Source organism: Cellulomonas sp. ATA003, from assembly GCF_031582905.1.
Lineage (GTDB): Bacteria > Actinomycetota > Actinomycetes > Actinomycetales > Cellulomonadaceae > Pengzhenrongella.
Genome location: NZ_CP133990.1, coordinates 1,714,215 through 1,734,378, shown reverse-complemented (window position 1 = coordinate 1,734,378; position 20,164 = coordinate 1,714,215). Strand labels below are relative to the sequence as shown.

The following is a 20,164-nucleotide window of genomic DNA, read 5'->3' as shown; positions in this document are numbered from 1 at the left end:
CCCGCGCCGACACGAAACCGGACCTGGCCTGACCCGGGCCCTGACCCGGGCCGCGCCCGGGCGGTGATCCCGGGCGTGACCCGCGAGCCGGTCAGGCAGTGCGCGGGTCAGTCCGCGAGCCGCTCCGCGCCCTCGGAGAGGTCCGGGCTCTCCTCCGGCTGCGGCACGCACAGCAGCAGCGCACCCGGCCGGACGGTCACCCGCATGGACCGGCCGGGCTCGATGACGTCGCCGTCCAGCTCCCGCGGCTGCTCGCTGTCCCAGGACACGGTGATGTCCGTGCCACGCAGCACCTGCATGTGGGCGACGTCGCGCCGGCGGCGCACGACGCCCCAGGCGAGCGCGACCCAGTGCCCGACGGTCCGCGGCGCGAGGATGGCCACGTCCATCTGGCCGTTGTCCGGCTCGGCGTCCGCGAGGAGCGTGACGCCGCCCTGGAGCCGCCCGACGTTGCCGATGACGACGCTGCGCGCGCGGCGGCGCACCGGTGCCCGTCCGTCGATGCTGACCCGCACGGTCGCACGGCGGTCGGTCAGGTGCCGCACGGCCGAGAGCACGTAGGCGAGCGGCCCGATCTTCGCCTTGAGGTCGGTCGAGGCGTCCTCGAGCAGCGCCGCGTCGAAGCCCATGCCGGCCATCACGGCGAAGGCCTGCCCGTCGACGTCGCCGACGTCGAGCCGGCGACGACCCCACTGGGTCGCCAGATGGACTCCGGCGCGGGGGTCGTCCGGCACGCCGAGGTTGGTCGCGAGCAGGTTGCCGGTGCCGGCGGGCAGCACCGCCAGCGCGACATCGGTCCCGGCGACACCTTCGATGGTCGACCGCACGGTGCCGTCACCGCCGCAGACGAAGACGAGCTCGGCGCCGTCGGCGATCGCCTGGCGCGCCTGACCTGCACCCGGGTCCTCCGCGGTGGTCTCGATCCACTGCGGGGCGGGCCAGCCCGCCTCGGCGAGCGCTGCCTCGACGGCCTCCTTGCGGGTCGGGAGGTCCTCGACGCGCACCGGGTTGACGACGACCGCCGACCGCAGCGGACGGCGCTCGTCCGCGGGCGCGAGGTGCGGCCCGGGCTGCGCGGTCGCGCGGTCGGTGGGTGCTGCGTCCATGACGATGGCCTCCTGAAGATGGTGCAGGTGGGCGGCGGCACCACGGGGCGTCCGGCGGACGTGCCCACCGGGCCGACCCGGCGGACGGCCCCGCGGGACGCCTCCGGGTCGTCGCCGACGCCGTACCTGCGGCCACACCCTCGCAGACCACGGCGACCTCCGCGCGGTATGCCGACGGGTCCCGCCGAGCAGCGGTTCCGGCAGCACGAGCAGCGTGCCCGCAGCAGGACGTCGCCCGGTGCCGTGAGCCCGGGCCGCCGGACGCCGGTGCCGGACGCCGGGACCGGGGCGCCCACGGACCGGTGACGAGCGTCACTGCCGAGCAGCCGCGTGGCAGCATGGCCGCGACCTGCCCGACCGGCGAAGGGAACCCCGTGCTCCGGAGCACCGACCGCATCCAGACCACCCACGCCGGCTCGCTGCCGCGCACCGCCGAGCTCATCGCCGCGAACGCCGCACGCGCCGCCGGCGAGGGACCCGAGGGCTTCGAGAGGATGCTCCACGACCAGGTCGTCGGGGTGGTGCAGCGTCAGCTCGACGCCGGGATCTCGGTCGTCGGCGACGGCGAGTACGGCAAGGCGATGAGCTCGCCGGTCGACTACGGCGCGTGGTGGTCCTACTCCTTCCAGCGTCTGGGTGGGCTGGAGCTCGACCTCGAGGGCCGCTGGGCCGTCGACCAGGTGGCCGCCGCGCCCGGCGACGTCCGGCTCACCGGCTTCCTCCACCGCCGCGACCGGGGCCGCTTCGCCGCGGCGTACGCCGACCCGACGTCGGGCATCTTCTCCGGCGGCGACTCGCCGCCGCCGTTCCCCAAGTGCACCGGGCCGCTCACCTACACCGGGCACGACGCCGTTGCGGCGGACGTCGCCAACATGACGGCCGCGATGGCCGCGACCGGCGCCGCCGAGGGGTTCATCACCGCGCTGTCGCCCGGCAGCGCGTCACGGATCGCCAACGAGCACTACGCCACCGACGAGGAGTTCGTGTACGCGTGCGCGGACGCGCTCCGCCCGGAGTACGAGGCGATCCTCGACGCCGGCCTCGTCCTGCAGATCGACGACCCCTCGATCGCGGAGAACTGGGACCAGATCGACCCCGAACCGAGCGTCGAGGACTACCTGCGGTTCACCCGGATCCGGGTCGAGGCCCTCAACCACGCGCTGCGCGGGCTGCCCGAGGACCGCATCCGCTTCCACCTGTGCTGGGGCTCGTGGCACGGTCCGCACACGACCGACCTGCCGATGGCCGACATCGTCTCCACGATGCTCGAGGTGAACGCGGGCGGGTACACGTTCGAGGCGGCCAACGCCCGGCACGAGCACGAGTACACCGTGTGGGACGACGTCGCCCTGCCCGACGGCAAGGTGATCATCCCGGGCGTCGTCGGGCACGCGACGAACGTGGTCGAGCACCCCGAGCTCGTCGCGCAGCGCATCACCCGGTTCGCGGAGCGGGTCGGTCGGGGGAACGTCCTGGCCTCGACCGACTGCGGGCTCGGCGGTCGCGTCCACCCGCAGATCGCCTGGGCCAAGCTCGAGGCGCTCTCGGCGGGCGCGCGGATCGCGAGCGAGCGCCTCTGGCGATGACGCGGTGCGCGGCGCGCGGCGCGCGGCGCGCTGGCGCGATGCTGCGCGCTCACGCGGTGCCGGCCGCTCCCGGCGCCGCCGCGGCTCAGTGCACCGTCAGCCCGCGCGCGCGGAACTGCCCGCGGACGCGCTCCACGAGCTCGGGTGACGGCGCGCGGGTGTCGCCGAGCGTGTACCGCATCCCGAGGGACTCCCACTTGTCCTGGCCCATCTGGTGGAAGGGCAGCACCTCGACGCGGCTGACGGTCGGCAGGGTCGCGACGTAGTCCGCGACCACGTCGACGTTCGCGACGTCGTCGGTCAGGCCGGGGACCAGGACGAAGCGCACCCAGATCTCGGTGCCGCGCGCCGCGAGCCGGCGGCCGAAGTCGAGGGTGGGCTGCAGGTCGCGGCCGGTCACCCGGCGGTAGGTGTCCGGGTCGCCCGACTTCACGTCCAGGAGCACGAGGTCGAGGTCGTCGAGCATCGCCTCGGAGCAGTGCGCCCCGAGGAAGCCCGAGGTGTCGATCGTCGTGTGGATGCCCATCCCCTTCGCGCCGCGCAGGATGCGACGGACGAACGCGGGCTGCATGAGCGGCTCACCACCGGAGATGGTCAGGCCACCACCGGTCGCGGCGAAGATGCCGCGGTAGCGGGCGATGCGGGCCAGCAGCTCGTCGGCGGTGACGGGCTCGCCGCGACGCATCTCCATGGTGTCCGGGTTGTGGCAGTACAGGCACCGCAGCGGGCAGCCGGCGAGGAACACGGTCAGGCGCGTCCCGGGGCCGTCGACGGCGGTCACCAGCTCCCAGGAGTGCACCGACCCGAGCTCGCCGGCGCGCATCTGCGCGAGGCGGTCGTGGCGGTCGGCGTCGGACACCTCGAGACCCGCGGTGCCGCCCGACGAGCGTCCCCGCGCGCCGCCGACCAGCGGCGTGGTGAGCTCGATGACGGGCGCGCCGTCGGCCGTCGCGGGCAGAGGGGCCGCTGTCGTGGTCATGGTTCGAGCCTGCCGTGCGGATCGGGCCCGCACCCGGGACCTCCGTCCCGCAGATGAGAGTCTTCTCATCCACCGCTCACCGGGGCCTCATCCCCCGCGCGCACGGTGGACGCATGCGCACCCCCGTGATCGTCGGCGTGCTCGCGGTGCTCGTCGCGGGCGCCCTGGCCCTGGCCCTCCCGCAGGCACCGGACGACACGCCCCCGGTGCCGGTGATCCAGCTCCGCACCGGGTCCGACGGGTCCGACGGCGAGGGCTCGCCGGACGGGACGACGCCGGACACCGAGCCCGTCCCCGACGTGACGGGCGCCCCGGTGCCACCGGCGGGCGAGGACCCCGCCGTCCCACCGGCCGATCAGCCCGCCGATCAGCTCACCGGCCCGTCCGGAGCGGGGCCCGGCGCCGACGCGCCGGCCGCACCACCCGCCGTCCGGCAGGCACCGGTTCCGCCGCCTCGTCCGGCCCCCGTACCGCCCGCCCCCGCCCCCCCGACGACGACGATGACGACTGGGACGATGATGACGACGACCGGGACGACGACGGGGACGACGGGGACGATGACGGAGCGGACGACGACTGAGCCGACCGCCCTGCCCACGCTCCCGGACGCGTCACCGGGCGCGTCCGCCGCGTCGACCGGTGCCCGCTCCCGCGCCGCGGGCCCGGCCCCCGGCGTCGGGCCGGGCTGGGCGGCACCCGCACCCGCATCCTGCTCGCCTACGTCGGGCTGCTCGCGTTGTCCCTGGGGGTCACCGGGTTCGCCGCCCGCACCGTGCTCGTCGACGACGTCACCAGCAGCGTCGAGACGCGGCTGCGCCAGGAGGTCGAGGAGCTGGACCGGCTCGCCGCGGGCAACGACCCGACGACCGCGCAGCCTTTCGCCGGCGACCTGCCGGCCATCCTCGACACGTTCTTCCGCCGCAACGTGACCGCCGCCGACGAGGGCCTCTACGCCTTCGTCGACGGCGAGCCGTTCCTCACCAGCGCCAGCCCGCCCGCCGAGCTCACCGCGGACCGCGCGTTCGTCGCCCGGATGGCCGAGATCACCGAGCCGCAACGCGGCCAGGTGGAGACGACCGCGGGAACCGCCGAGTACCTCGCCGTCCCGCTGGTCTCCACCGGGCCGGCCGGGGAGCCCGAGGTCCGGGGGTGTTCGTGGTGGCGGAGTTCCCCGCGGAGCGCCTCGCCCGCGTGGACACCCTGGTCGGGCGGATCGCCCTGGTGCTCCTCGCCGTCCTGGCGCTGGCGTCCGCGCTCGCGTACGTGATCGCGGGGCGGGTGCTCGCGCCCCTGCACCGGGCCATCGAGACCGCGCGGTCGATCAACGAGAACGACCTGTCCGCCCGGATGCCGGTGTCCGGTGCGGACGAGACCGCCGAGCTCGCCCGGACCTTCAACGAGATGCTCGACCGCGTCGAAGGAGCGCTGGACTCCCAACGCGACTTCGTCAGCGACGCGGGCCACGAGCTGCGCACGCCGATCACCATCGTGCGCGGCCACCTCGAGGTGATGACCGACGACCCGGCCGACCGCGAGGAGACCATCGCCCTCGTCCTCGATGAGCTCGACCGCATGGGACGGCTGGTCAACGACCTCCTGCTGCTCAGCCGGTCGGAGCGGCCGGACTTCCTCGACCGGCGCCCCGTACCGGTGCAGGACCTGCTGCCCGAGGTGTTCTCCAAGGTCTCGGCCCTCGCCGACCGCGCCTGGACGTACGACGGCGCGGTGCCGGTCGAGATCGACGCGGACCCGCAGCGGCTGACGCAGGCGCTGACGCAGCTCGCCCAGAACGCCGTCCAGCACACCGCTCCGGGCGACGTCATCGCGCTGGGCTCCTCGCGCGACGGCGACCGGGTGCACATCTGGGTGCGCGACGAGGGCGAGGGCATCGCCGAGGTCGACCGCGAGCGGATCTTCGAGCGGTTCGCGCGCGCCACCGCGCAGGCGCGCCGCTCCGACGGGCACGGCCTGGGCCTGGCGATCGTCACCGCGGTCGTCGAGGCGCACGGCGGTCAGGTCCGCCTGGACAGCGAGGTCGGCCGGGGGTCGACCTTCCGCCTCGTGCTGCCCGTCGGCCGGACCGCCGCGCGCGCGTAGCCCATGGGCAGCACGCGGGTAGCGCGCGGGTAGCACGCGGCAGCACCCGGCGATGAGAGGTCTCTCATCGCCACCTCACGTCACTCCCATCGACGCCCGCGAGTGTCGTCACCGGACGCACCGACACCCGGTGCCCGACCGGTCGGAGATCCCCGTGACCCTCACCTCCCTGCCCTCGCCGCCGCGTGGTGCTCCCGGACGGCTCGAGCACCCGCGGCAGCCCGAGCGCCCGCGGCGGGTGGCGCTGTACTCCCACGACACCCAGGGGCTGGGCCACATCCGGCGCAACATCGCCCTGGCCGCCGCGCTCGTCGCCGCCGAGCCGGACACCGACGTCCTGCTGCTCACCGGGGCGCCGGAGGCGACCGCGCTGCCGCTGCCCCCGCGGACCGACGTCGTGACCCTGCCGACGCTGCACAAGGACCACGCCGGCGGGTACGCCGCGCGGACCCTGGGCGTGACGCTCCCCGAGGTCCTCGCTCTGCGTTCGGCGATCCTCACCGCGACCCTGCTGGCCTTCGGGCCGGACCTGCTCGTGGTGGACAAGGTGGCCCGCGGTCTCGGCGGCGAGCTGGACCCGGCTCTCGAGGCCCTGCGGTCGACACCGACGGTGGTCGTCCTGGGCCTCCGCGAGGTCCTCGACGACCCGGCGGTCGCCCGCCGGCAGTGGGACGACGCCCGGACGACCGAGGCCGTGCGCGACCTCTACGACGCCGTCTGGGTCTACGGCGACCCGGCCGTGCACGACCTCGTGACCGAGTGCGGGCTGCCGGCCGCCGTCGCGGGCAAGGTGAGCTACACCGGGTACCTCGCGCACGGCCGTGGCGCGGGCGCCGTCGTGCGCACCCGCCCGACGCCGCGCGTGGCACCCCCGGCCACGCCCTACGTGCTGTGCCTGGTCGGCGGCGGCCAGGACGGCGTCGAGCTGGCGGAGGCGTTCCTGCGCGCGCCGCTGCCGGCCGGCCACACCGGCGTCGTGCTGACCGGGCCCTACATGCGCCGCGACGCCCGCGAGGCCCTGCGGTCGACGGCGGCCGACCGGCCCGGTCACGTGCTGCTGGAGTTCGTGCCGGACGCCGACCGCTTCATCGCCGGCGCCGCCGCGGTCGTGTCGATGGCGGGCTACAACAGCGTCTGCGAGCTCCTCGCGGCGGGCGCACCCACCCTGCTCGCGCCGCGGACGACGCCACGCGCGGAGCAGCTCGTGCGCGCGCGCAGCCTCGAGCGGGTCGGCCTCGCGTCGGTCCTCGAGCCGGGTGACGTCGAGCCCGCTGCCCTCGGCCGCTGGCTCGACGCAGCGGTGGGGCCGCGACCCGCCGCACCGGCCGGCCCGATCGACCTCGACGGTCTCGCCCGCGTCCCGAGGCTCGCCGCCGCGCTCCTGGACCGCGCCGAGCTCCTGGACCGCGCCGCACGCCGCGCGCACGCCCGCCCGCCGACCGCCCCGACCGTCCGCACCGCCCCGACCGTCCGAGCGACGACCGTCCCGACGACCCAGCCGACCGCCACCAGCCTGACCCGACCCCAGGAGCCCGCCCGTGTCCCCGTCTGAGCGCCGCACCGCCTACGTGCTGAAGATGTACCCCCGGTTCTCCGAGACGTTCATCGTCAACGAGCTGCTCGCCGTGGAGGCGGCCGGCGAGCACGTCGACGTCTTCTCGTTGCGCACGCCGGTCGACGGACGCTTCCACGAGGCGCTGGCGCAGGTGCGGGCCTCGGTGACCTACGTCCGGTCGGCCGGCCTGCGCGCCGCGGACGTGTGGGAGTGCCTCGCGGGCGCCCGGGCCGAGCTGCCCGGCCTCGCCGCGTGCCTCGACGAGCTGCTCGAGGTCGCGGTGGTCGACGCGGTGCAGGCGGTCGAGGTCGCCGTCCAGCTCCGCCGACGCGGCATCACGCACGTGCACGCCCACTTCGCGAGCGTCGCCACGACCGTCGCGCGGCTCAGCGCGCGCCTCGCCGGGGTGCCGTACAGCTTCACGGCCCACGCCAAGGACATCTTCCACGACGACGTCGACCCCGGGGACCTGCGCCGCAAGCTCACCGACGCCGCGGAGGTCGTCACCGTGAGCGACTACAACCTGGCCCACCTGCGCGCGAGCTTCGGCACGGCGGCGGCGTCGGTCGTGCGGGTCTACAACGGCCTGGACCTCGACACCTTCCCCGGCGCGGACCCCGCCGACCGTCCCTGCGTCGTCGCCGCGGTCGGGCGCCTCGTGGAGAAGAAGGGGTTCGCGGACCTGGTCGACGCGATCGCCCTCCTCGTGGCGGACGGCGTCCCGGTCCGCCTGGACCTCGTCGGCACCGGGCCGTGCGAGGCCGACCTGGCCGCGCAGGTCGAGCGCCTCGGTCTCGGCGACCACGTGCGGCTGCTCGGCGCGCTGCCGCAGAGCCGGGTCCGCGAGGTCGTGCAGGGCGCCGCCGCGTTCGCCGCGCCGTGCGTCGTGGGGACCGACGGCAACCGCGACGGCCTGCCGACCGTGCTGCTCGAGGCGATGGCGCTGGGCACCCCGGCGGTCGCGACCCCGGTGACCGGGATCCCCGAGGTCGTCCACGACGGCCGCACCGGGCTGCTCGTGCCCGAGCACGACCCGGCGGCCCTCGCGGACGCGCTGCGCCGGCTGCTGAGCGACCCCGCCCTGCGGGTCCGGCTCGCGAGCGGCGCCCGCGCGGTCGTCGAGGACCGGTTCGACGTGCACCGGCAGGCGGCCGTGCTGCGGTCGGTGTTCGCCGGCTCCCTTCGTCCCGCCGGCTCCCCCGGCACCGCCGTCCCGCCCGGCTCCCCGTCCCGTCCGGCACCCCCGGCACCCCCCACTCCCCGGCACGGTCGACGCCGTCCCGGGCGTCGGCGCCCACGGCCGGGACCTGCTCGCGGGGGCCGGGCGATGAGGGTCGCGTACGTCTGCACCGACCCCGGCATCCCGGTGTGGGGCAGCAAGGGTGCCTCCGTGCACGTCCAGGCCGTCCTGCGCGAGCTCGTGCGCCGCGGCGCCCACGTCGACCTCGTCTGCGCCCGGGAGGGCGGCACACCGCCGGCCGACCTCGCGACGGTCCGGGTGCACCGGCTGCCCGCCGTGGGCCGCGGGCCCGCCGCCGAGCGCGAGCGCGCGGCCCAGCGCAGCGACCGGGCGGTCGCGGACGTGCTCGGCGCGCTGCCCCCACCGGACCTCGTGTACGAGCGCTACGCGCTGTGGGGCCGGACGGCGACGGCATGGGCCGCGGCGGCCGGCGTCCCGAGTGTGCTCGAGGTCAACGCCCCGCTGGTCGCCGAGCAGGCGGCGCACCGCGAGCTCGCCGACCGCGCCGCCGCCGAGGCGGTGGCCGCCGAGGCGCTCGGTGCAGCCGGCGTGGTGGCGTGCGTGAGCGACGCGGTGGCCGACTGGGTGCGGGCGTCCGGACGCACCCACGCCGTCCTCACGGTCCCCAACGGGGTCGACACGGACGCCGTCGTGCCCGCACCCCGGCCGACCGCCCCCGCCGGGTCGGACCCGTTCACGGTGGGGTTCGTCGGGACGCTCAAGGCGTGGCACGGCGTGGACGTCCTGCTCACCGCGCTCGACCGGCTGCACCGGACGGACCCGTCCTGGCGCGGCCTCGTCGTCGGCGACGGTCCGTGCGGGGCGGACCTGCGCGCGGCCGCGGGGCGGCACGTGGCGTTCACCGGGGCGCTCGCGCCGGCCGACGTCCTGACCCACCTGCACCGGATGGACGTCGCGTGCGCGCCCTACCCGGACCTGCCCGACCTCTACTTCTCCCCGCTCAAGGTCGTCGAGTACCTGGCCGCGGGCGTCCCGGTGGTCGCGAGCGCGGTCGGTCAGCTGCCCCGCACGCTCGACGGCGGCCGCCTCGGCGCCCTGGTGACCCCCGGCGACCCGGCCGACCTCGCCCGGGCCCTCGCGGCCCTGCGGCACGACGCCGCACGCCGGGCGGAGCTCGGTCGCGCGGGCCGCACCGCCGCCGTCGCCGACCACACGTGGCGCGCCGTCGTCGACCGGCTGCTCGGCGCGGCTCTCGACGCCCCGGCCCGGGCGGGCGCCCGATGAGCCGCGGGTCGCGCCCCGCCGGGCTGCGGGAGGCCGTCCCGGGGCTGCGCCGCACGCTGCGCGAGTTCCGCCCGCACGTGCGCGAGCAGCGGCGGCTCATCGCCGGGGGCGGGGCGGCTCTGCTCGCCGAGGTCGCGCTGCGGCTGCTCGAGCCGTGGCCGCTGAAGTGGGTGCTGGACGCCGTCGTCGTCGCCGCGGGGGCGGACCTGGCGGTCCGCCCGCCGGACGACCTCGGCGCCCTGCTGCTCGTCGCGTCGCTCGCCGTCGTCGCCGTCGTGACGCTGCGCGCCGGGGCGTCCTACCTCATGACGGTGTGCTTCGCGCTCGCCGGCAACCGGGTGCTGACCCGGGTGCGGGCCGAGCTGTACGCGCACCTGCACCGGCTGTCCCTCGCGTTCCACGACCGGGCGCGCACCGGCGACCTGGTCACCCGGGTGACCGGGGACGTCGGCCGCGTCCAGGAGGCGACCGTCACCGCGCTCCTCCCCTGCTGGGGAACGTCGTCACCCTCGTCGGGATGCTCGTCGTCATCGCCGTGCTCGACCTCCAGCTCGCCGGGGTCGTGCTCCTGGTGTTCCCCCTGTTCGCCCTGGTCAGCGTCCGGCTCACGCGCCGGATCAGCACGGTCTCGCGCGGCCAGCGCACCGCCGAGGGGGCGCTCGCCTCCATGGCGACCGAGTCGTTGTCCTCGATGACGGTCGTCCAGGCGTACAGCCTCGAGGGCCCGCTGCAGCGGGCGTTCGGCGGCAGCAACGACAAGAGCCTCACCGAGGGGGTCAAGGCCAAGCGGCTGTCCGCGGGCCTCGAGCGCAAGACCGACGCCCTCGTCGGCCTGGCGACCGGGCTCGTGCTCTACCTCGGCGCGCAGCGGGTCCTGGCCGGCGCGCTCACCCCCGGTGAGCTCGTCGTGTTCCTCACCTACCTCAAGACGGCGTTCAAGCCGCTGCGCGACGTCGCCAAGTACACCGGCCGCATCGCGAAGGCCGCGGCGTCCGGCGAGCGCATCGTCGACGTCCTGCAGACCGCGCCCGACCTGGCGGACCGGAGCTGGGCCCGCCCGGCGCCCCGCTTCCGCGGCGACGTCCGCTTCGAGGGGGTGCACCTGTCCTACACGCCGGGTCACCCCGTCCTGCGTGGGCTCGACCTCGTGGTCCACCCCGGGGAGCGGGTCGCGGTGGTCGGGCCGTCCGGCTCGGGGAAGTCGACGCTGCTGTCGCTGCTGTCCCGGCTGCGCGACCCCGACGACGGCCGGGTGCTCGTCGACGGGCACGACCTGCGCGACCTGACGCTGGCCTCGGTGCGCGAGCAGGTCGCCGTCGTCCTGCAGGAGAGCGTCCTGTTCGCGACGTCGATCCGGGAGAACATCGCCCTCGGCCGGCCCGGCGCCACCGACGACGACGTCGTCGCGGCCGCTCGCCTCGCGGGGGCGGACGGCTTCGTCCGGGACCTGCCGCACGGGTACGACACCGTGGTCGGCGAGCGTGGCGCGACCCTGTCCGGCGGGCAGCGCCAGCGCGTCGCGATCGCCCGCGCCGCGTTGCGGGACGCCCCGATCGTCGTCCTGGACGAGGCGCTCACCGGGCTCGACGGTGACACCGAGGCCGAGGTGGTGGCCGCGCTCGGCCGCCTGACCGCCGGCCGCACCACGTTCGTCATCACGCACGACCTCGACGCCGCCCGGGACTGCGACCGTGTGGTCCGCCTTCGGGACGGTCGCGTCGAGCCCACCCCGCCGGCCATGCCCGAGCCGGCCGACCCTGTGCCGGCCGACCCCGTGCCGGCCGTCCCTGTGCCGGCAGATCTCGAGGAGGTGCGCCGTGCTGTCGCCCGGTGACGAGACCCTGGTCCGCCGCGACCCCCTGACCGGGCTGGCGCTGCTGCTCGACGACGACGCACTGGCCGAGCGGCTCGGCGCCCCGGTCAGCCGCGGCTACCTGCGACACAAGCGCGGGGTGTCCTGCACGCTGGCCCTGGACGTCGGCGGCCGGCCCGCGTTCGCCCTCGCCTACCGGCCGGGGGCGCCCAAGCTCGCCAAGACGGTCGCGGCCGCACGACCGGACGACCTCCTGCTCGTGGACGACGCCGCGGGCGTCGTCGTCGCGCGGCCCCCGGCGGACCGGGACCTGCCCGCCCTCGCCCGGCTGGCCCGCGACCCCGCCCGCCTGCTCGCGCGGGTCGGCGTGCGCGGGATCGGCGTGCGCGGGGTCGGCGTGCGCGGGGTCGGCGACCCGGCCGACCCGGCCGAACCTGCTGCCGACCCTGCCGCCTCGGGGCTGCGCACCCTCGCCCACAAGCCGCAGCGGCGGTGGGTCGGCCTGCTGACCCCGGCGTCCGGGGAGGCGGTCGTGCTGCGCGTGCACCGCCCGGCCGACACGCTCGCCACGCTCGGCGGCACCCGGGCGCTGCAGGGCGCCGGGCTGCGGGTGCCCCAGATACTGGGGGCCGACGCCACGCGCGGGGTCGTCGCGCTGACCTGGGTCCCGGGGACGGGGCTGCACCGGCTGCTCGCGGCGGGTACGGCGACCGCGGACGACCTGCGAGCCACGGGCGCAGCCCTGGCCGCGCTGCACGCGCTGCCCGCCGGCGCCCTGCCGGTCCGGTCCGCCCCCGACGAGGTGACGGACCTGCGCCGTGCCGCCGAGGCCGTGAGCTCGCTGGACCCGACCCTGGCCGGCCGCGCCCACGCGCTCGCCGAACGGCTGGCCGTCGCACTGTCCGACCGCCGGACCTCCCCGGTCACTGTGCACGGCGACTTCTCGGCCGACCAGGTCGTGATCGACGCCGACGGGACGGTTGGCCTGGTCGACCTCGACGCGGTGGGCGGCGGCGAGGCCGAGGGGGACCTCGGCAGCGCGATCGCCGCCCTGCACAGCGGCGCGGTCCGCGGCGCGGACCGGCTCGGCCCGTGGGCCGCGGCGGACGTGACCGGACCGGCGTCCGCCCTCCTCGCGGGCCATGAGGCGGCGGGCTGCGCCGCGACGGTCGACGAGGACCGGCTGCGCGTCCACACCGCCGCCGCCCTGCTGCGACGCGCCGTCGATCCCTTCCGCCGCTGCAGCCCCCGGTGGCCGGACGAGGTCGCCCGGCTCCTCACCACCGCGGAGGACGCCGAGCTCGCCGGGTGGGCCGGTCGGTCGCGCATGCCCGTCGGCGGTGCCCGGTGACCGCGCTCGCGCACGTGGCCCGGGTCGCCGACGCGCACGGCCTGCGGCTGGGGCGCGCGTGGCCGCGCAGCGGCGAGCACCTGCTGCTCGAGCTCGTCCCGCCGCACGGTCCGGCCGTCGCCGGGCAGTGGTTCGCGGACCCGGCACGTGCCGCCCACGTCGCTGCCGCGACCGGCCGCCCCGCTCACCTCGTCGGCCTGCCGCCCGCCGCGTCCCCGTCCGCGCGAACGGCGCCGACCGCGGCCGGCACGGAGCCCCCGGGAGCGCAGGCACGCCCGGCAGCACGGGCACGCCCGGGGGCGTCGTGGTGCAGCCGGCCGGGGCGGACCGGCGCCTGCGCGTGCTGGCGGACCTGCTGCGCGACCCGGGTGCGGCGCTCGTCGCCCACCGACCGGAGCGTCGCGCCGTCGTCCGGCTCGGGGACGGGTCCTACGCCAAGGTCGTCCGGCCCGACCGCGCGGCCGAGGTGGCCCGGACGGCCCGTGCCGCCGCCGTCCCCGGGGTGCGGGTGCCGCCCGTGCTGCACGTCGACGCCCACGCCGGCGTCGTGGTCACGGGCCCGCTGCCCGGGCGCACGCTGCACGCCCTGCTGGGCGACCCGACCGCCGACGTCGTGACGGCCGCGCGGGAGGTCGGCCGCACCCTCGCCGCCCTGCACACGACCCCACCGCCCCCGACGCCCCGGTGCACGACGCCACCGCGGAGCTCGCGGTGCTGCACCGCTGGCAGGCGCTCGCCGCGGCGCACGGCGTGCCGGTCGACGTCCCGCAGCCGGCGTGGCCGGGCAGCGCCGGTCCGCTGGTGACCGTCCACCGGGACCTGCACGACAAGCAGCTGCTCGTCGACGGCTCGGGCGGGATCGGGCTGCTGGACTTCGACCTCGCGGCGGCCGGGGAGGCCGCCCTGGACCTGGCCAACCTGCTCGTCCACCTCGAGCTCCGCGTGCACCAGGGGTGTGCTCGGCGGCTCGCGCGGCGGCGGCGCGGGACGCCGTCCTGGCGGGGTACCGCCCCGAGCCGCACGTGCTGGCTCGCGTCCCGGCGTACGCGGCGGCCACCCGGGCACGCCTCGTGGCGGTGTACGGCTTCCGACCCGGGTCGGCGGCCGCGGCGCGGCGGCTGGTGAGCGACGAGCAGGGCACGATGAGCACCGAGGCGGCCGCCCCTCGCGCCACCGCGGCGTCGGAGGGTCCGGCGCGTGGTCGCCCACGGGCCGCGGGACGGGAGCACGGGCATGAAGCGGATCCTCATCGCGGAGGACGAGGAGCGGATCGCGTCGTTCGTGGCCAAGGGCCTGCGGGCGGGCGGCTTCACCCCCACCGTCGTCGGCGACGGCCTCGACGCGCTCGACCACGCGTCGTCGGGCGAGTTCGACCTGCTCATCCTGGACGTCGGGCTGCCACGCCTGGACGGGTTCGCGGTCCTCGCCCGCCTGCGCGAGACCCGCGTCACCATCCCGGTCATCATGCTCACGGCCCGGGACTCCGTCGCCGACACCGTGGCCGGCCTGGAGGGCGGCGCGGACGACTACGTGCCCAAGCCGTTCCGGTTCGAGGAGCTCCTGGCCCGGGTCCGGCTGCGGCTGCGCGAGGAGCGGGCCGCCGAGGTCACCGTGCTGACCGCGGGTGACCTGTCGCTCGACCTGCGCACCCGCCGGGCGACGACCGCGGGACGCACCGTCGACCTGTCGGCCCGCGAGTTCGCCCTCGCCGAGATGTTCCTGCGCAACCCGGGCCAGGTGCTGTCCCGTGAGCAGATCCTCAGCCAGGTGTGGGGCTTCGACTTCGACCCCGGCTCCAACGTCGTGGACGTCTACATCGCCTACCTGCGCAAGAAGCTCGGGCCGCAGCGCATCGAGACGGTGCGCGGGATGGGCTACCGGCTCGCGGACGGCTGACTCCGGGCACGCCGGCGGCCTCCCTCGTCGAGGAGGCCGCCGGTCGTGCGTGCCCGGACGCGGTCAGGTGCCGGTCACACCGCCCCGTGGAACGTGCGGGACAGCACGTCGAGCTGCTGCTCGCGGGTCAGCCGCGTGAAGTTCACCGCGTACCCGGACACCCGGATGGTCAGCTGCGGGTACTTGTCCGGGTTCTCCATCGCGTCGGTGAGCGTGTCGCGGTTGAGCACGTTGACGTTGACGTGGAACCCGTGGGAGAGGGTGTACCCGTCGATGAGCCCGACGAGGTTGCCGACCTGCTCCTCGCGCGTCCGGCCGAGGCCCGACGGGACGACGGTGGACGTCAGCGAGATTCCGTCCTGGGCGTCGTCGTACGGCAGCTTCGCCACGGACAGCGCGCTGGCGAGCATGCCGTGGGTGTCGCGGCCGTTCATCGGGTTCGCACCCGGCGCGAACGGCTGGCCGGTGCGACGCCCGTCGAGGGTGTTGCCGGTGTGCTTGCCGTAGACGACGTTCGACGTGATGGTCAGCACCGACTGCGTGTGCACGGCGTCCCGGTAGGTCGGCTGCCGGCGGATCTTCGCCATGAAGGACCGCACGAGCGCCACCGCGATGTCGTCGGCGCGGTCGTCGTCGTTGCCGTAGGTCGGGAAGTCACCCTCGACGTCGTAGTCCACGACGAGACCGGTCTCGTCCCGCACGGGCCGGACGGTCGCGTACCGCAGCGCCGACAGCGAGTCGACCGCGACGGACAGGCCCGCGATGCCGCACGCGAGCGTCCGGCGGACGGCGCGGTCGTGCAGCGCCATCTCCAGCCGCTCGTAGGCGTACTTGTCGTGCATGTAGTGGATGCAGTTGAGGGCGTCCACGTAGGTCTCGGCGAGCCAGTCCAGCAGCGCGTCGTAGGCCGGGTACACGGCGTCGTAGGTGAGCACGTCACCGGCGAGCGGAGCGGAGACCGGGGCGACCTGGTCGCCGGTGATCTCGTCGCGGCCGCCGTTGATCGCGTACAGCAGCGCCTTGGCGACGTTGACCCGCGCGCCGAAGAACTGCATCTGCTTGCCGACCGTCATCCCCGAGACGCAGCACGCGATCGCCGCGTCGTCACCGCACTGCTCGCGCAGCAGGTCGTCGGACTCGTACTGGATGGCCGAGGTGTCGATCGAGACCTGCGCGCAGAACCGCTTGAACCCGTCCGGCAGCGCGGCGCTCCACAGCACGGTGAGGTTCGGCTCGGGCGCCGGGCCGAGGTTGTAGAGGGTCTGGAGGTAGCGGAACGACGTCCGGGTGACCAGGGGCCGGCGGTCGTCGCCGATCCCGCCGATCGACTCGGTGACCCAGGTCGGGTCGCCGGAGAACAGCGCGTCGTACTCGGGCGTGCGCAGGAAGCGCACGATCCGCAGCTTGATGACGAAGTCGTCGATGATCTCCTGCGCCTCCTCCTCGGTGAGGAGGCCGTCGGCGAGGTCGCGCTCGAGGTAGATGTCGACGAAGGTCGACGTCCGGCCGAGCGACATCGCGGCGCCGTTCTGCTCCTTCACCGCGGCGAGGTAGGCGAAGTAGAGCCACTGCACGGCCTCGCGGGCGGTGGTGGCCGGGCCGGAGATGTCATAGCCGTACGAGGCGGCCATCGTCTTGAGCTCACCGAGCGCGCGGATCTGCTCGGCGACCTCCTCGCGGTCGCGGATGACGTCCTCGACGGAGCGCTCGAGGTCCAGCTCGGCGCGCTCGAGGTTCTTGGCGGCGACGAGGGCGTCCACGCCGTAGAGGGCGACACGGCGGTAGTCCCCGATGATGCGGCCGCGGCCGTAGGCGTCCGGCAGGCCGGTGACGATGTGGCTCTTGCGCGCGGCGCGGACGTGGGGCGGGTAGACGTCGAAGACGCCCGCGTTGTGGGTCTTGCGGTACTCGGTGAAGATCTTCGCCACCGTCGCGTCCGGCGTGTAGCCGTAGGTCTTCAGGGCGTTCTCCACCATGCGGTACCCGCCGTTGGGCATGATCGCGCGCTTGAGCGGCGCGTCGGTCTGCAGCCCGACGATGATCTCGTTCTCCGCGTCGATGTACCCCGGGGCGTGGGCCGTGATGGTCGACGGCGTCGTGGCGTCCACGTCGTACACGCCCTTGGCGCGCTCCTCGGGGAACATCGCGGTCAACCGCGCCCAGATGCCCGCCGTGCGCGGCGTCGCGCCGGCCAGGAAGCCAGCGTCGCCGGTGTACGGGGTGTAGTTGCGCTGGATGAAGTCGCGGACGTCGACGCCGTCCTGCCACGGCCCGGGGACGTACCCGCGCCAGGCGGGCGTGGTGGTCGTGGCCGGCTCGGTCGACGCGGTCGTCGTCATGGTCGGGAGTTCCTCTCCGATGTCCACCCCGTCGAGGGGCGGTGCACCGGGACCCTCCCGGTGCGTCGTCCCCTCGACTCTGCCGCCCGCCCGGCGGCCTGGCGTAGGTCTTCGGTCCCGGGCTGCCCCGCGACCGGACGTCGTGCCCGACGACGGCCGGTCATGTGGATGCGCGATCGGCGAGGAGGATGTCCGGGTGAGCACCCCCGCACGCCGCGCCGACCGGACGTCAGCACGGTCGACCTGGTCGGAGGGGTCGAGCCCCTCCGACTGGAGCTGCACGGCTCCGACGACCGCTGGTCCGAGATGTACCTCGCCCATCGCCGTCGGATCCTCGACGCCCTGGCAGACCGGGACATCGGGATCGAGCACATCGGCTCCACCGCCGTGCCCGGTCTGGCCGCGAAGCCGATCGTCGACATCGTGGTCACGGTGGACGACATCACCGCCGAGGAGAACTACCTCGACGCGCTCCTGGCCGCGGGGTACCAGCTGCGGGTCCGCGAGCCGGCGCACCGCCTCGTGCGCACCCCCGAGCGGGACGTCCACGTCCACCTCTACGAGCACGGCGATCCGGCCGTGGACGACTACCTCCTGCTCCGCGACCATCTCCGGGCCGACGCGGACGACCGCGCCCTCTACGAGGCCACGAAGAGGGCTCTGCTCGGCAGGCCCTGGGACGACATGAACGCGTACGCGGACGCCAAGACCGACGTCATCCTCGCGATCAAGGCGCGGGCACGGGCGGCTCGCGAGCGGTGAGTCCGCGTACCTCGCCGGTGAGGGACGAGGACCCGGACCCGGAGGGCGGGACGGCTCCGACGGCGCCCGCGACGTAGGCTGCCGTTCGTGGCGACGTTCTCATCCGTGACGCAGCAGCACGTCCTCCAGGCCCTCGCCGAGTACGACGCCCGGGGCGAGGAGGAGTTCCTCGACGTCTACGGTTTCGTCCGGTCCGACGACTACCCGGTCGTCCACGAGGGCCGCACCTACGACTCCCGCGCGGTGCTCGGCGTCGCGCACCGGTTCGCGACCGGCCGCATCGCGACACCCGAGGAGGTCGCGAGCGGCTTCGACGGTGCCGTGGCGATCCTGCGCCGCCGGGGGTTCACGGTCACCGAGCCGTTCTTCGCCCCGACCGGGACGGCTCGGACGGCGCGCACGACCCGCGCACCCCGGGCGACGACGCTGCGGGCCTCGACCGCGACGCGGACCCCCACCCGGCGCGTGGCCACCGCGCCGGAGCGGGCACCGTCCATCTGCCCGACGTGCTCGATGGCACTCCCGGGAACGGGCGTCTGCGACAACTGCAGCTGACCGCTGCGCTCACGCGCGCCGTGGTGCGGCCGGCGCGCGTCGCCGGTCCACGGTCCCGTCGGGGACACTGGGCACAGCAGCACACCGCCACGTGAACGAGGAGTCAGCCGTGCCCCAGGGAACCGTCCGTTGGTTCGACGCCGAGCGGGGGTTCGGCTTCCTCGCTCTCGAGGACGACGCCGAGGACCTGTTCGTGCACGCGTCCGAGATCGTCGGTGACGACGGGCCGAAGCAGCTCCGCGAGGGGCAGGTGGTCGAGTTCGAGCTGGGCGAAGGGGCCCGCGGTCCGCAGGCACGCCGCGTCCGGGTCACGGGCGACCACGCCGCCGACGCGCCCCTCGGCGTGCTCGGCACCGTCACCTGGTACGAGCCGGGCAAGGGATACGGCTTCCTCACGCCCGACGGCGGTGGCGCCGAGATCTTCGTGCACAGCTCGGCGATCGTGGGGGGCGGCGTCGTCTCGGAGGGGCAGCGGGTCGCGTTCCTCGTCGTCGACGGCGAGAAGGGCCCGCAGGCCGACCACCTCCTGCCGCTCGGCGCCACCGCCGCGCCAGCCGCGGCGTCCGACGGAGCCGACGGCACCGTGACCTGGTACGACGCCGACAAGGGCTTCGGGTTCATCTCCCCCGAGTCCGGCGGCGACGACGTGTTCGTCCACGTCCGCGCGCTGGCCGGCGGGCTCACCGAGCTGGTCGAGGGTGACCGCGTCACCTACGACGTCGCCGTGGGCGACAAGGGCCCGCAGGCTCGCGACGTGCGGCTCGCGGGCGGCCCGGTCCACCGTGGCGCACCCACCGCCGCGCCGGCCCGTGGTCGGTCGACCCGTCCGACGGGGTCCGGCGCCCCCGTGCGCGGCGGCGAGGGCGTCGTCGCGCGCTACGACGCCGACCGCGGCTTCGGCTTCATCACCCCGGACTCCGGCGGCGCCGACCTGTTCGTGCACGTGTCGGTCGTCCGGGGCGACGAGGCCCTGGAGGAGGGCGACCGGGTCCGGTTCACCGTGCGTCAGGGCGACCGGGGACCGCAGGCGGATCGCGTCGAGCTGCTGTGACCGAGCGGGCGGGCCGGGACGCGATGCGCAGACGCCGGGCGCTCGCCGGGACGGCAGGGGTCGCCATCGCCGCTCTCGCGAGCGCCTGGCTCGTCGTCGGCCTCAACCCGCGGCTCGAGCAGGGCGAGGTGGCGTGGGCGTCGGAGGTGGTCGACACCAGCGACCCCGACCGGGGGTGGACGGCCGTCGACCCGGCGCCGGGTGAGGCCCGGGTCATGGCGTCCTACCGCAGCACCGGACCGGTCCCGGTCCGCGTGGCCGCCGTCCCCGACCAGCCGGCGGTCCTGCGCTCGGAGGTCAGCGTCCTCGGCGAGCGCGACGTCCTGCTGCCCGAGCACGCGGCACCGGCGGTGACCGTCCCGCGGGGCGGCTCCGTCGCCGTCTGGCAGACCCTGGACTTCCCGTGCGTCGACCTCGGCGCCGACAGCGGTGTGGTCGTGGAGCACGTGCTGGTCGACGTCACGACGCTGGGGATCACCCGCCGGCTCGAGCTGCCGCTCCACCCGAGCGCGGTGACGCTGCGGAGCTCGACCGACCGGGTCTGCCCCGGCGGCTGACCGGGTCGCGCCGGCTGCGCGGTGGGTGCTCC

The 20,164-nt window shown here is 75.7% G+C and carries 17 protein-coding genes and 1 pseudogene; 15 read left to right on the top strand and 3 right to left on the bottom strand.

Going from position 1 to position 20,164, the window contains the following annotated elements; genetic code table 11:
* Positions 1–107: 107 nt before the first annotated feature.
* Entirely contained in the window at positions 108–1,106 is a 999-nt protein-coding gene (locus REH70_RS08475; RefSeq protein WP_310753721.1) for a diacylglycerol kinase family protein, read from the bottom strand.
* 374 nt (positions 1,107–1,480) lie between these two features.
* On the opposite strand from REH70_RS08475, the gene REH70_RS08470 reads away from it, so the two are divergent.
* A complete protein-coding gene (locus REH70_RS08470; RefSeq protein WP_310753719.1) occupies positions 1,481–2,692 on the top strand; it encodes a cobalamin-independent methionine synthase II family protein in 1,212 nt (403 codons plus the stop codon).
* 85 nt (positions 2,693–2,777) lie between these two features.
* Here REH70_RS08470 and pflA read toward each other — a convergent pair whose 3' ends face one another.
* Positions 2,778–3,671 (bottom strand): pyruvate formate-lyase-activating protein, encoded by an 894-nt coding sequence (pflA, locus tag REH70_RS08465; RefSeq protein ID WP_310753717.1) that lies wholly within the window; start codon positions 3,669–3,671, stop codon positions 2,778–2,780.
* Between the two features lie 736 nt (positions 3,672–4,407).
* Here pflA and REH70_RS08460 point away from each other — a divergent pair.
* The 10 genes and pseudogenes from REH70_RS08460 (at position 4,408) to REH70_RS08420 (ending at position 14,868) form a co-directional block, all read left to right on the top strand.
* Positions 4,408–4,938 (top strand): hypothetical protein, encoded by a 531-nt coding sequence (locus REH70_RS08460; RefSeq protein WP_310753715.1) that lies wholly within the window; start codon positions 4,408–4,410, stop codon positions 4,936–4,938.
* Entirely contained in the window at positions 4,821–5,768 is a 948-nt protein-coding gene (locus REH70_RS08455) for a HAMP domain-containing sensor histidine kinase (protein ID WP_310753712.1), read from the top strand. The genes REH70_RS08460 and REH70_RS08455 overlap by 118 nt, the downstream gene beginning before the upstream one ends.
* A 154-nt stretch (positions 5,769–5,922) precedes the next feature.
* A complete protein-coding gene (locus REH70_RS08450; protein ID WP_310753711.1) occupies positions 5,923–7,320 on the top strand; it encodes a glycosyltransferase in 1,398 nt (465 codons plus the stop codon).
* Positions 7,307–9,808, top strand: coding sequence for a glycosyltransferase family 4 protein (locus REH70_RS08445; RefSeq protein ID WP_310753710.1), 2,502 nt, complete (start codon positions 7,307–7,309; stop codon positions 9,806–9,808). Before REH70_RS08450 ends, REH70_RS08445 begins: the two co-directional genes overlap by 14 nt.
* Positions 9,805–10,227 (top strand): annotated as a pseudogene (locus REH70_RS08440) (ABC transporter transmembrane domain-containing protein); the annotation flags it as partial. The gene REH70_RS08445 and the pseudogene REH70_RS08440, both read left to right, overlap by 4 nt.
* A 98-nt stretch (positions 10,228–10,325) precedes the next feature.
* Positions 10,326–11,642, top strand: coding sequence for an ABC transporter ATP-binding protein (locus REH70_RS08435; RefSeq protein ID WP_310753708.1), 1,317 nt, complete (start codon positions 10,326–10,328; stop codon positions 11,640–11,642).
* Positions 11,626–12,972, top strand: coding sequence for a phosphotransferase (locus REH70_RS08430; protein WP_310753707.1), 1,347 nt, complete (start codon positions 11,626–11,628; stop codon positions 12,970–12,972). The genes REH70_RS08435 and REH70_RS08430 overlap by 17 nt, the downstream gene beginning before the upstream one ends.
* A gap of 304 nt (positions 12,973–13,276) precedes the next feature.
* Positions 13,277–13,777, top strand: coding sequence for a phosphotransferase (locus tag REH70_RS20570; RefSeq protein ID WP_396134698.1), 501 nt, complete (start codon positions 13,277–13,279; stop codon positions 13,775–13,777).
* Positions 13,774–14,097, top strand: coding sequence for a phosphotransferase (locus REH70_RS20565; RefSeq protein ID WP_396134697.1), 324 nt, complete (start codon positions 13,774–13,776; stop codon positions 14,095–14,097). The genes REH70_RS20570 and REH70_RS20565 overlap by 4 nt, the downstream gene beginning before the upstream one ends.
* 108 nt (positions 14,098–14,205) lie before the next feature.
* Positions 14,206–14,868, top strand: coding sequence for a response regulator transcription factor (locus tag REH70_RS08420; protein WP_310753705.1), 663 nt, complete (start codon positions 14,206–14,208; stop codon positions 14,866–14,868).
* A 74-nt stretch (positions 14,869–14,942) separates the two neighbouring features.
* Here REH70_RS08420 and pflB read toward each other — a convergent pair whose 3' ends face one another.
* Positions 14,943–17,207, bottom strand: coding sequence for a formate C-acetyltransferase (gene pflB / locus REH70_RS08415; RefSeq protein ID WP_310753704.1), 2,265 nt, complete (start codon positions 17,205–17,207; stop codon positions 14,943–14,945).
* Positions 17,208–17,369: 162 nt separating this feature from the next.
* Here pflB and REH70_RS08410 point away from each other — a divergent pair, with 162 nt between their 5' ends.
* From REH70_RS08410 to REH70_RS08395, 4 genes are all read left to right on the top strand, one after another.
* The gene (locus REH70_RS08410) at positions 17,370–17,969 is read left to right on the top strand and encodes a GrpB family protein (protein WP_310753702.1); all 600 of its coding nucleotides are present in this window, start codon (positions 17,370–17,372) and stop codon (positions 17,967–17,969) included.
* 105 nt (positions 17,970–18,074) lie between these two features.
* Positions 18,075–18,524 carry a hypothetical protein gene (locus REH70_RS08405; RefSeq protein ID WP_310753701.1) on the top strand — a complete coding sequence of 150 codons (450 nt, stop codon included), beginning with the start codon at positions 18,075–18,077 and terminating at the stop codon, positions 18,522–18,524.
* A gap of 109 nt (positions 18,525–18,633) precedes the next feature.
* Positions 18,634–19,575, top strand: a complete 942-nt coding sequence (locus REH70_RS08400) for a cold shock domain-containing protein (protein WP_310753699.1) — start codon at positions 18,634–18,636, stop codon at positions 19,573–19,575.
* Positions 19,572–20,132, top strand: a complete 561-nt coding sequence (locus REH70_RS08395; protein ID WP_310753698.1) for a hypothetical protein — start codon at positions 19,572–19,574, stop codon at positions 20,130–20,132. Before REH70_RS08400 ends, REH70_RS08395 begins: the two co-directional genes overlap by 4 nt.
* Positions 20,133–20,164: the final 32 nt, after the last annotated feature.

Bases quoted from the DNA above. Each gene is read 5' to 3' on its own strand.
- REH70_RS08435 (WP_310753708.1), top strand. From the start codon at position 10,326: ATGCTCGTCGTCATCGCCGTGCTCGACCTCCAGCTCGCCGGGGTCGTG.
- REH70_RS08410 (WP_310753702.1), top strand. From the start codon at position 17,370: ATGTGGATGCGCGATCGGCGAGGAGGATGTCCGGGTGAGCACCCCCGC.
- REH70_RS08475 (WP_310753721.1), bottom strand. From the start codon at position 1,106: ATGGACGCAGCACCCACCGACCGCGCGACCGCGCAGCCCGGGCCGCAC.
- REH70_RS08420 (WP_310753705.1), top strand. From the start codon at position 14,206: ATGAAGCGGATCCTCATCGCGGAGGACGAGGAGCGGATCGCGTCGTTC.
- pflB (WP_310753704.1), bottom strand. From the start codon at position 17,207: ATGACGACGACCGCGTCGACCGAGCCGGCCACGACCACCACGCCCGCC.
- pflA (WP_310753717.1), bottom strand. From the start codon at position 3,671: ATGACCACGACAGCGGCCCCTCTGCCCGCGACGGCCGACGGCGCGCCC.